This window comes from Nocardia sp. NPDC050408 (assembly GCF_044458905.1).
GTDB lineage: Bacteria > Actinomycetota > Actinomycetes > Mycobacteriales > Mycobacteriaceae > Nocardia.
In genome coordinates, this window is the sequence record NZ_JBITIL010000033.1 from 36,704 (window position 1) to 48,185 (window position 11,482).

At 64.7% G+C, this 11,482-nt stretch carries 11 protein-coding genes; 3 read left to right on the forward strand and 8 right to left on the reverse strand.

Translation table 11 applies throughout. From position 1 onward, the window contains the following. Positions 1-350: 350 nt before the first annotated feature. The 3 genes from ACIBJI_RS40705 to ACIBJI_RS40715 form a co-directional block, all read right to left on the reverse strand. The gene (locus tag ACIBJI_RS40705; RefSeq protein ID WP_397088453.1) at positions 351-536 is read right to left on the reverse strand and encodes a hypothetical protein; all 186 of its coding nucleotides are present in this window, start codon (positions 534-536) and stop codon (positions 351-353) included. 491 nt (positions 537-1,027) lie between these two features. Continuing rightward, positions 1,028-1,369, reverse strand: coding sequence for a winged helix-turn-helix transcriptional regulator (locus ACIBJI_RS40710; protein WP_397088455.1), 342 nt, complete (start codon positions 1,367-1,369; stop codon positions 1,028-1,030). 67 nt (positions 1,370-1,436) lie between these two features. After that, positions 1,437-1,676 carry an NmrA family NAD(P)-binding protein gene (locus tag ACIBJI_RS40715; protein ID WP_397088457.1) on the reverse strand — a complete coding sequence of 80 codons (240 nt, stop codon included), beginning with the start codon at positions 1,674-1,676 and terminating at the stop codon, positions 1,437-1,439. Between the two features lie 71 nt (positions 1,677-1,747). Between ACIBJI_RS40715 and ACIBJI_RS40720 the strand changes: the two genes are divergently transcribed. Beyond that, positions 1,748-2,314: a TetR/AcrR family transcriptional regulator gene (locus ACIBJI_RS40720; protein WP_397088459.1), complete on the forward strand. Its 567-nt coding sequence runs from the start codon at positions 1,748-1,750 to the stop codon at positions 2,312-2,314. Positions 2,315-2,337: 23 nt separating this feature from the next. Next, positions 2,338-2,592 carry a hypothetical protein gene (locus ACIBJI_RS40725; RefSeq protein ID WP_397088461.1) on the forward strand — a complete coding sequence of 85 codons (255 nt, stop codon included), beginning with the start codon at positions 2,338-2,340 and terminating at the stop codon, positions 2,590-2,592. A gap of 1 nt (position 2,593) precedes the next feature. On the opposite strand, the gene ACIBJI_RS40730 is transcribed toward ACIBJI_RS40725, so the two are convergent. The 3 genes from ACIBJI_RS40730 to ACIBJI_RS40740 all read right to left on the reverse strand — a co-directional run bounded on the left by ACIBJI_RS40730 (position 2,594) and on the right by ACIBJI_RS40740 (position 6,953). Beyond that, positions 2,594-3,391 carry an SDR family NAD(P)-dependent oxidoreductase gene (locus ACIBJI_RS40730; RefSeq protein WP_397088463.1) on the reverse strand — a complete coding sequence of 266 codons (798 nt, stop codon included), beginning with the start codon at positions 3,389-3,391 and terminating at the stop codon, positions 2,594-2,596. A gap of 99 nt (positions 3,392-3,490) precedes the next feature. Then, complete coding sequence (locus ACIBJI_RS40735; protein ID WP_397088465.1) at positions 3,491-4,231, reverse strand: class I SAM-dependent DNA methyltransferase; 741 nt, start codon at positions 4,229-4,231, stop codon at positions 3,491-3,493. Positions 4,232-4,352: 121 nt separating this feature from the next. Then, a complete protein-coding gene (locus ACIBJI_RS40740) occupies positions 4,353-6,953 on the reverse strand; it encodes a hypothetical protein (protein ID WP_397088467.1) in 2,601 nt (866 codons plus the stop codon). 1,334 nt (positions 6,954-8,287) lie between these two features. Here ACIBJI_RS40740 and ACIBJI_RS40745 point away from each other — a divergent pair. After that, positions 8,288-8,509, forward strand: coding sequence for a hypothetical protein (locus ACIBJI_RS40745; protein WP_364358688.1), 222 nt, complete (start codon positions 8,288-8,290; stop codon positions 8,507-8,509). Positions 8,510-8,745: 236 nt separating this feature from the next. On the opposite strand, the gene ACIBJI_RS40750 is transcribed toward ACIBJI_RS40745, so the two are convergent. Continuing rightward, positions 8,746-10,014 carry a family 2 encapsulin nanocompartment cargo protein terpene cyclase gene (locus tag ACIBJI_RS40750; protein ID WP_396956528.1) on the reverse strand — a complete coding sequence of 423 codons (1,269 nt, stop codon included), beginning with the start codon at positions 10,012-10,014 and terminating at the stop codon, positions 8,746-8,748. A 625-nt stretch (positions 10,015-10,639) separates the two neighbouring features. Then, complete coding sequence (locus tag ACIBJI_RS40755) at positions 10,640-11,002, reverse strand: hypothetical protein (protein ID WP_397088469.1); 363 nt, start codon at positions 11,000-11,002, stop codon at positions 10,640-10,642. Positions 11,003-11,482 lie beyond the last annotated feature (480 nt).

The window sequence follows — 11,482 nt, forward strand, 5'->3', positions numbered from 1 at the left end:
CATCAAATGTTCCCAACAATGGCAAGAGTGGTCGAGCTTCCTATCAGACAGCGAGGTGGTGCCCCGCTTCGTCAGTGTCTTGATCTTGTGCATCACCGACGCCAACGCGTTCTTGGACGGGATGGTGAGCACGACACGACGGCCGCCGCCTCGCGTCTTCGCCTGGATGTGGAAGCCGAGGAATATGAATCCGTCGTTTTTGCATCGTGTATTCCACCGGTTCGGCCGAAGTGCACTGCGCCCGAAGTCGTTTCGGGTCAGCTCTCACCAGCGTTGTCTGCGGAATCCGCCTTCGGAGTCGATAACTTGTCCGACGATCCAACGGCCTTCGTCCGATACCAACCAGGTGATCAAACGTGCGGATCATCCGGCTGGCCCACTTGCCCGCGAGGAAACGCCGAGCGGACCTCCTCGATCAGTGTGAGATCGCGGTCAGCCGTGTCGGTCGATAGGAAACCGGTGTCGACCGGTCCGGGATTGACGGTGTTGAGCACGATGCCCCGATCGATCAACTCCGCCGCGACCGTGGCTGTCATTCCTGCCAACACCGACTTCGCAGACGCGTAGGCACGCCCAGCCAGAACCTGTGAGTACGTCGTAACCATATTCGATAGGCAAGAAACACCGTGCCGCAACTTCCGAACGGCACACTGCCTCCGCTCGGCTGTCCGAACTCTGACCGGCGACAGCGGAACAAGCTCGGCGGCAATGATCACCGTGCTTCGCTGGGTCGCCGATACTGCGTTGCGGCCATCGGATTCGTGTCGACGGGCCCGCCCCGGACTCACCGGTAGTGCTGTGGTGTCCATTGCCGCAACAGATCCCGCTCGCGGGTGAGGAATTCTGAAAAGGTTGTGGCCGACGACCGGCAGTTGTTCGTGAACCTCGTCCGACAGTGGCCGATACGGGCCGCCGCCGAAAACAGGCAGACAAACGGGCCCTGCCAGTGTTTGTCATCCGAAATCGCCTCGGGTGCAACCCTTTCGGTGGATGGTTGCGGTGGTGGCGGCGGGAGTCGGGTTCGGGCCTAGGTTGTGGCTGTAGTTGCGGCGGTGGTGCGGACCCAGCGCAGGAAGGGTTCGAGTTCGCGGGCGGCTTCGGCGCCGAGGTCGGTCAGTTCGTAGGTCACCGAGGGGGGTGCGGTCGGGATGACGGTTCGTTCGACCAGGCCGTCGCTCGCGAATGTGCGCAGGGTCTGGGTGAGCATCTTGTCGCTGACGCCGTCGATACGCGCCCGCAATTGGTGGAACCGCAACGGGCCCATGGTCAGCGAAGTCAGCACCAGCACACCCCATTTGCCGGTGATGTGGTCGAGCAGGACGCGGCCGGGACAATCACGCCGGAGCAAAGTTTGCGTGTCGCCTGACATCCTGCTAACTTACCATTAGTTAGTAGCACACTTCAAAGTGGCATCTTACTAACCCATCGCTTCTATCTCACCATGGTCGTATGGACAGCTCAGATGACCGCACCCGTGCCGTCAGGCGACCGGATTCGGTGCGTCTCGGCGACTGTTGTCGGCGGCTCGGACGACCGGCTTCAGTGCGAATCCAGGGAGCGTCCAGCGCCGCCTTGGCCGCGTCCCGAACCAGCGCGCGGAGCGGCACACCGCGTTCGCGCAGTTCCCGCACAAGGTGCTTACCGATGGAGCCAGTCGCTCCGGTCACCAGGATCATCGCTACTCACACTAAACTCGAGGCACCCTCGAAATATAACTCGAGGGCACCTCGATTTAAAGGGTGGTGGCATGCCGGAACGTCAGCGCAAGGTCAGGGCCGATGCCCGCCGCAACTACGAGAAGCTGGTTGTGGCAGCCGAATCGGCCTTCGCGGAGCAGGGCAGCGAGGCTTCGTTGGAGGGGATCGCGCAGCGCGCCGGTGTTTCGATCGGGACACTGTATGCTCACTTTCCGCATCGCCGAGCGTTACTGAGCGCGGTGCTGGCGACGCGGAATCAGGTCCTGTTCGACGCGGCCGATACCTTAGCGAAGGATCCGGGTGCGGCACTGGTGCAGTGGGTGCACATGGTCGTCGACCATGTCGCGTCGTACCAGGGTTTGGCGACGCTGGTGGCCGATGGAGTCGACGACGCGGCGTCCGAACTGCATACCGCGTGCCTGCGCATGACGGAGATCTGCGAGCGACTGGTCGCGGACGCGACTCGGTCCGGCAGAGTGCGCGCCGGTGTCACCGGCGCCGATGTCTTCGCGATGGCGAACGCGGCGGCGTGGTCGCGCGAACACGCGACGCGGAATCAGGCCGATCGCCTGTTGGAGTTGATGCTCGCTGGAATCTTCGGCGCACCAGACCAGTAGTCGTTCAGTAGCTCCACCGCGCAGTGCCCATTCCTGATCAGTTCGATCCCAATCCTGGTGGCGGTATCGGTCTTTCGATGAACTCGATACAGCGCGATAAGGAGATCGAGATGAGTCGAAACGGTACGGGCGGCGCTTTCGCCCGGGTGTGGTCGAGGATTGCCGCATGGTTCGCTGCGATTGGGCCGTGCGGTTCGCCCTGGGCATTTCTGGATCTGCCGCCGGAGGACATCGTGCTGGTTAATCGAATGTACTCGACGACAACATCCATTTTGTGACTCAGTAATAGACCGGCCCGGGTACGCCGCCGCCCACCGCGATAGCGTCGCCGGTGATGGCGATGCTGCGTGGTGATGCGAGAAAGGTGACCACGTCGGCGACCTCTCGAGCGTCGATGACCCGGCGCACCGAGTTTCTCGTGAGTCCGGCTTCGAGTTCGGCGACCGTACTACCGGATTCCTCGGCTTGCGTAGTCAAACGGTCGGTGAGGCGTTCGGTTCTGGTCAGGCCGGGGTGCACGACCGTCACGTTGACACCCTTCGGGCCGAGTTCGTCCGCCAAGTTCTTGGTCAATGCGGATACGCTGACGTTGCGAATGGTCTGGGCGATGGAATTCGCCTGTCGCGCACCGAGTCCACTGATATTGATGATCCGGCCCCAGCCTTGCGCGACGAAGTGCGGCGCAACCGCACGTGCGGTGCGCAGGTAACCGAGCACCTTGATCTCGATCTCGCGACGAACGATATCGTCGGTCGTCGCGGTCAGATCGGCGGGGGACCCGGCGCTCCACGGCGTCGCGGCGGAATTCACCAGGATGTCGACACCGCCCAATTCGGCGACTGTGCGCTCGACGAGTTGTCGGACCTGGTCGTCGTCCCCCGTATCGGTAGGTATAGCGACTACTCGCCGGCCGGTCTCATCGGCCAATGTCCGCGCGGCGGCCTCGAGTCGTTCGGCTGAGCGCGCCGCGATCACCACATCCACGCCTTCGGCCGCGAGTCCACGAGCAATGGCCAGCCCGATGCCTCGGCTGCCGCCGGTCACGATCGCGCGCTTTCCGTCCAGGTTCAGATCCACCCGGCCGACGCTAACAACCCCGGTGGCCTTGGTGACCGATCCGGCTCGGTTTGATTCGAATTCCACGCAAGCGTGGTGCGAGCAGCACCGGATGCGAGGTCAGATATCCAGCTTCTCCCAGATCGAGACGTGCTGACCACACTCGCTCGTGAAGGGCTCCCGCGCCCACCCACCCCATCGTTCGCGCAGCCGCAGCCCAGCGAGCTGGGCCATCAGGTCGAGTTCCGCGGGCCACACGTACCGGAACGGGATGGATCTGTGCTCCCCACGCCCGTCGATAACCTCGACGTAGTTCGAGGTCAGCGATTGGGTTGCGAGATCGTAGGTGTCGAAGGCCCACCGCGTCGAGCTCACGTGGGACGGCACGACATGCTGTCCCATCGGGAGCCTTCGCAGCTCGGGGGTCATGACCTCGATGACGAAACACCCTCCTGGCTCGAGATGCGCGGCAACGTTGCGGAAGCAGTCGACCTGCGCCTGCTGCGTCGTCAGATTCATGATCGTGTTGAAGACCAGGTACGCGACCGAGAACGTGCCGTCCACCCGAGTTGTCGCGAAGTCCCCGATCGTCACGGCGATGGCGTCCCCGCCGGGTTTGGCCCGTAACCGGGCAACCATCGCTCGGGACAGATCGATGCCGTGAACCGAGACGCCGAGAGCGGCCGGCGGCAGTGCGATACGTCCCGTCCCGATGCCCAGTTCCAGCGCCCGGCCACCACCGGCCAGACCGGCGAGAACCTCGACCGCAGCGTCAACCACACTCGGTTCGAACCGATCCTCCGCCGACTCGTCGTACTCCGCCGCGACACGCTCCCCGAAGAAGCCGTCCCCATCGCTCATCGCCGCACCGTAGTGCGCCGAACTGAAACGGTGCCAACGAATTTCGCGGGGCGAGATGTCTGCGGCGGATGCACCTGCGCGCAGGGCGATGGAATCTCGTTCTGAGTAGACGTTCCTGCGATCAGACGGCGGGCAGCAGGACGTCGTCGAACTTGGAGACTGCCTCGTCGTAGCGGATGTTGAAACCTTCCACCACGGCCGCCTCGAGCACGGCGTTCTTGACGTCTTGGGCTTTGCGTGGTGACGGGTGTCCCGGCGAGTGCTCGTAGTTGAAGACGATCACGTCGAGGTAGACGGGTTTGAGCAGCCGATGGCTGTTGAGGCGGGTGAGCAGTGCCACGGCCACCGCCGGGTACGGAGTGAACTCCGGATCCTCGAGCCATTGGGCGAGTTCGTCTTTCGGCACGCTGAAGTCGACGCCCACTGCTTCGAGGGTGGTGATCAGATGCGGCGCGTGGGGCACGGGCGCCTCGCCGGCGGGCGTGATCGTGAACGGTTCGTGATTCCAGCCTTGGTCGGGCGCCGCATCCCACCACTGTGTGGCGATCGCGCCGTCGGGGCGGATCCAGAACACGTCGAGGTGGTGGGGGAGGCGACCGACGGAGGTGATCGGTGACGCCGGGTCGGCGGAGCCGGGCGGCGCGATCGGGAATGCGTTGTGGTCGGCCCAGCTGTGCCCGGCGGCTCCATGCCACCATTGGGTTCCGATGGATCCGTCCGGCGCGACCCAGAACACGTCGAGGTTGATCGGTGTGCGCGCCGTTGCCGTGATCCCGCCGCCCTCGGCAACCGCACCTGCAGGTGTGATTGCGAGGGAGCCGTGGTCGCCCCAGTTGTGCCCAGGGGCCGCGTGCCACCACTGGCTGCGGACCGACCTGTCCGGCCCGACCCAGTACACGTCGAGGTTGTCAGGTGTGCGGGCTACGACCGCAAGGGGAGATCCGGCGCGCGCGGACCCGGCCGGTGCGATCGCGAGGGAGCCGTGGTCGCCCCAGTTGTGCCCAGGGGCCGCGTGCCACCACTGGCTGCGGACCGACCCGTCCGGCCCGACCCAGTACACGTCCAGGTTGTCGGGTGTACGAGCGACGACCGCCACAGCCGAGCCCGGCTCGGCCGAACCAGGGGTAGCGATCGGGAATGCGCCGTGGTCGGCCCAGCTGTGTCCGGGCGATGCGTGCCACCACTGGCTGTATACGGCACCGTCCGGGGCGACCCAGAACACGTCGAGGTTGTCGGCGGTGCGCGCCACGGCGGTCACCGGCGCCCCGGGACGAGCCGCGCCGGTAGGCGTGATCGCGAACGACCCGTGGCTGCCCCAGCTCGCACCCGGCGCCGACCACTGCCCCATGACAGCACCGTCGGAGGCGACCCAGAAGGCGTCGAGGTGGTCCGGCTCGCGAGAAACCGCCGCAACGGCCGCCTCTGCCGCTGCGGCGCCGGCCGCGGCGATGTTCACCACACCGTGGTCGGCCCAGCTCTGATGCGGTCCGGTGTCCCACCACTGCCATCCGACCGCGCCGTCACGGCGCGGCCAGAAGACGTCCAGATGGTTGCCGCGGGGAGCGAGCACACTCAGCCCTGACGACGCCGCTGCCCGAAGGTTCGCTGGCGCATCATCGGTCGGGCCGCGGCCGAGGACGTTGTTCCAGATGTAGCGGTAGTAGGGGTTCTGTTGGTCCATCGCCTTGTATCGGGAGCTGCGGTCGGTGCCGCCGAACCACTGGTCCACGATGGCGCCCTGCTGCTCTGCGTTGAACGCCGACCATTCTGGACCGGCGGAACCGTACTGGTAGACGCTGTCACCCATCAGGTATTGGGCTTGGTTGACCATGCCGCTGCACATCAGTCCAGGCAGGAACCCGGTGTGTGCGATCTGCCACGCGTGGGCCAGTTCGTGGATGAGTAGCTGGCCCGGCTGCGGGTACGCGTTGCCGCCGGGTCCGAGCGGGTTGTCGTATGCGCTGCCGAGGTTGCAGTAGGTCTTGCCGTCGACGCCGGGTGCGGTGAATGCGCGATTGCTGAGGCCAGCGAGGTTGGTGATCAGCACCTTGTCGTAGGGAATCGAGTTGCCGTACGCCTGGCGGGCGAACGTGATTTCGGCGTCGTTCAGCGGTCGGTACTTTATGAGCGCGTTGGTGACCGCACCGATGGCAACGCCCGCGACGATACCGAGGATGAGCGCGCCGCCGATCCCGGCGCCTGCGACCGCCGAAATCGCGAACACCACGACACCTCCGACGACACCGAGGGTTCCGCCGGGGCCCAGCGTCGCGCCGAGCCAGTCGATCGCCTCCCTGGTCGCCCCGATCACAACACCGAGCGCGGCGCCGGCTACACCGGCGGCGACATCGAAGACGTCCTTGACCAGGTCTGCGAGCGTACCGACGACGCCGCCCCACTTGTAGTCTTTGGCCACGCTGTAGTTGGGGGCCGCCTGCAACTGAGACCAGTACAAAGCGAGCAGTGGATTGTGGCCGTGCTCTTCGCGGTCCCAGCTGTCGACACCAGAGACGTGTCCGCTCTGTACGAACGCCATCGTCGGGAATCCCGGCGCGGTGAGGTATGCGCGGAGGTTGAAGTCGAAGTCGCCGAACACACTGCTCGAGTGAGTGTGGAACTTGACGTAGTAGTCGCCGTTGTCGCTGACTTCGACGTGCACCGATCCGCCCAGCGGTGTGCCGGACGGGGTGATGATGGGGCGATCGAACGTGAGAGTTGTCATTTTGTGTGTACCTCGTGGTGTGTAGTACCTCGTGTCCAGTGAGCCGGTGCCAGCCCCGCGCGGGAGGGCTATCACAAGGCTGCACGGCCGACGTCGGGGCCAGTAGAGTAAGCGGCTACTCGAATCCCGGACTCGTGGTGCGAGTGCATCCGTGTTCGCGTCCGCATGAGGAACCCCAAACGGATCCTCCGAACGAGCTCGGCCGCGGCGGGCCTGGAACGTCATGACCAGGGCCCGACTGGCCAGGCGATTGCCAGATGCCTGGTACGAAAATATTCTCGTTGACCGGCGCCTATGTTTACGGTTCGAACCGTGTCCACGTCGGCACTCTCATCGGCTAAGCGCGCTGCCGCACCGGCGACACGCAGGACCTGATCGCACAACGCCAGCGACTGCGTGCGCTCGGTGTCGGCGAGGACCGGATCTACCTCGATCACGGCCTGACCGGCACCACCGGGTCCGCCCGGACTGAACCAGGCCATTGCCGCGGTCTGCGAGGGCTGGTGGTATTCGATATCGGGGTGCACGACGCCGACGCGGGCGCGACCGTGAGAGGAACATCGAACGGGTTCCCGTCCGCGGCAATGAAGGTCAGTCGTTGTGGGTGACGCTGATGTGCGGAGGTTGTCGGTGCGGGGGATGCCAAATACGCGGTCGCGGCGGGCTTTTCCAGCGGATTTGGGGGCGCCCACTCGATAGGCTGCAGCGGGTGCGACCACCCATCAGATGGATCCAGAACGCGCAGACGTTTGAGCTCGCCACTCTGACTTTCGGTTTCGCAGACGTCGAACAACGAGTCTTCGGAGTACCTGAGGCTGGTTCGCGTTCCGGGCTGATCGTTGGATACGTCGGTCAGCATTATTCGGAGGTAAGCAACCTGGTTTGTGCCGCCTTCGCAGTCATCGCCACCGTCGCCCGCCGAACTGGTCTGCGGATCTCACTGACGGCATCCCAGCCACTTGGTCCGAAACATTCAGCTATTTCCGGCTTTTGGACCTTTCTAGCCTGAAGGGAAACTCTGTCTTCGGCCGTCGCCACGACGTATCGCCAGACCGTCGACATCATGCGCACCGCGAGGCGTGTCACAAGGTTGGCGGAAATCGTGGCGCTGTGGTGCCGACTGCTGTGCCACGAGGCCCGCGGTACGCCGCTACGGCGCGCTGGCACATCTCGCCACGGTGTTCCGGTGCGGGTGCGCGACCGGATACCGTCGATGAGCTGTCGTTTTTCGGCGGGCATCCCGCCTTCTTACCGCAGGGCAGCAACGGTTCCAGCCACCAGTTACAACAAGATCAGCGAGCGCGCCCGCGCCGCCACCGAGAGAGCGGACCGCAATGCCTGATCCTAACGAATCGGTCAGCCCGCCCGCGTGCAAAGGCAAGACGATTGTCGAAGTCGTCGAAGCGTTCCAACGCAATTGGCCGCACCTCAAACCCCCGATCTTCCGTGCCGCGGACGTTCTGCCGCTGCTGCAGGGCAACGACCGCGAGTTCGCCGCCGCGTCGCTCCTCATCGACGGCGGACGCGTCCACTACCCGGACCGAGCCCCCGAATGACCCGATCCCGCCGCAGCGCGAAAACCACTGGCACCGCCACGAATCGGCGACCGCTGCCTACCTCGCCGAGCACGTCGACGACCGCATCGAACGCGCGAAGAACGGCGCCAAGGACCGCGGCGACTTCGCCGGAATGCGTATCCATGGCAGACGTCTGGTCGGCGACTGCAAGGAGGGTTGGCGGGATGTGTGCCGCGCAGGCGGTATCAGGAGGCTACTGCCAGGGTACGACCGACCTAGCGGTAGCGCGGGTTCGTGTTGTGCCATTCGAACGAGCCGCCCATCCAATCGCGAACGCCGCGCATGAACAGCTGGAGTTCGGGGGAGGGGATGGCGTGCAGGGCGCGATGGTCGGCTTCGAACTGGTGCACCATCCGGTTGTGCAGGTCGACGGTGACCTCGGTCGCTTCGGCCAGCGAGCACCCACGATCGGCGGCGATCTGCAGCACCATATTGCTGACGGGTACTTCGTCGGCGGCATCCTTCTTGATCGAGAACAGGTCGTTGACCAGGACGGCGGCGGTACCCGCCCGGAACACGGCCTGCCGGACCCGATCGTCGTAGAAGAGGTTCGCGGGCAGCTCGTACCCGGCGACGGGGTCGATCAGGGTCATCGAGGTGTAGAAGGTGTCGTGCTGGCGGGCGGCGAGATATTCCCACGCGGAAGGTGATTCGCCGGTGTGTCGCCACGCGGCGTAGGCGGTCCAGGACACGAACATCGTGAACGTCGCGTAGCAGGCGCGCTGCACCTGCCCCGGGGTGGCGTGGGCGCGCAGATTCGCGATCGCGGAACCGAAAGCACGCAGCACCTTGTCTTCCCGCAGCACCTCCTCCAGCGGAGTGGTGAACTCGCCCGCGTCGGGCAACGGATCCAAGGCCGCCATCGCCAAGGTGAGTCGTTGCGGCAGCCGGGTCGGGTCCGCGCCGAGCGCCGAATCGTCGGCGTAGTAGTCGTCGGCCATCCACCAAGCGGTGTTCATCTGGGCGGGGACCAGCAGTCGGTCGGGGTCGTCGGAATCGGTGTGGGTCAGCATGACCAGCCGTCCGTAGCCGGTCCGGCGCAGCTTCTCGAGCTCGTCGTCGGTGAACCCGATCGACTCCGCCCATGTGGTGAGGCGATCGTCGATCCGGTCGGCGAGATTGTCGTCGATCCGGGTAGCGGGCGGGCAGTACAGTGGCGGCGCGGAACCGTCACCCCAGGCAAGTTCTCGGTAGGGCTCGATCTCGGCCGTCGCGTGCCGGACCGGTATCCGAAACGCGCTCTCGCCCAGGGGAGTTCCAGTGTCGCGAAGGTGCCGTAAGCCGGTGCTGGGCAGTGTGGCCGCCGGCATCGCGCCGGGCGCGGGCGGTGGCGCTGGTTCGGGCTCGGCCCGGGTCATCGTCGAGAAGCGTGCGGCGAGTTCGGTGCCCAGGCCGTGAGGCCCAGCCAGAAGGTGCGTGAGTCGTTCGCCGGTGTCGGTAACCGTGTCGCGGTGGCTGGTCTGGTCGTTGTCGAGACTTGTCACAGCACTTCTCCCGTCGCAGGGGTCCATAGATGGAGACAGCACGATGCACTCAAACGACTATCGGCCGTCTCGCTCAGTGCCGCAGGCGATTGCGTGATTTCGGTCGATTCGACACGCTGATCTCCGACATCGGGCCTTCGTGCCGAGGTGAGAGCATTCGACCGCCCTCACGGGACCTGCCCATGAAGTTTGCAGCACTGTGCGGTCGAGCTTCTGACGGTGACTCTGAACGACTGACCGGAATGCGAGAAGCGAAGCGTCACTTGGCATATAGCGGTGTTCGACAGCGCAAGAGAATGATGGAATGAGCTGGTATCTCGGGAACTGTGCTGTGAGATCGGTGTGCCGGACGGGTTCGGATCGTCGAGTGGAGGGCAGACGTGAACTGCGAGAGCGTCCCACCGGGCACCTGGACCAGATCCTGGCCGGGATCCAGCCCTGGCACCGGTGTTGAGTAGCCGCCTATCGGCCGTTTGGTGAGGCGGCGTCCGCCATTCAGCAATGTGATAACCCGTTTCACTTCCGGCCAGCTGTCGGTGGTCCCACGAGCGGCAACGTAGTGGCCCCACGACGGGGCACCGACACTCCGTCAGCGAATCCTGCCTCGAGGTGCGCCATCTATGGACTACAAGACCTCGATCTGCGCGGGCTGCGTCTGTGGACGCACGTCCGTGTACCAGGCGTACTCGATTCCACTGAGCCTGCCGTGCTCGACCCATAAAATGACCTCGCCGATCGGTGCTCCGTTGCGGTCGGTGACGGCTCCATTGGCGAAGATTCCGTCCGTCGAACCGGATGCGGTCTCCACGCCAGAGGGCACCACCACATCGACGCTGGGCGAACCGACACCCCAGGTGGCGTTGACCTGTGTAAACGGAATCTGCGCCAGATAGTCGCCAGCACCGGCCTTGCCGGAGGACAGCAGTTTGGTGACGACTCCGGTTTCGAGCTCGGTCATGGCCCGCGGCTCAATCGGTGTACTACTCATCGGCTCTCCTCGGTTCTCGCGCCACGTCACGGAATGTACGCGGTGCCGATCTTGAAGACACCGTTGATCATGGGACCGCGAATTTCGACGGTCTGGCCGTTGATCGTGCGGACCAATGGCTTCGTACGTCGCCGTCCTCGCGCGCTGGCTATACCTGGGACGAGTGGCCTCTCATGCCGGATGGTGCGCATTTCTCGTGTGCGACAAGGCTGTTGATAGGTAGGCTCACACCCGGTACGAGATACGGGCATCGGGGCACGATGACGCCAGCGATCTTGGCAGCGGCAGCGGGAATATTCGGAATCGCGATTGGTCGTTTCTGGGGCACCAGAACAGAGTCCGCACGATTGCGCCGAGATGCCCTGCAGGTCAGGACATCCTGTAGTGCCGTTGCGACACGATGTCGCTCGATGCGAGTGAACTCGCAGATAGGAGGGCCGAATTCGGTTTCGGCTGTGTGAGTTTCGGGCTCGTGCTCGA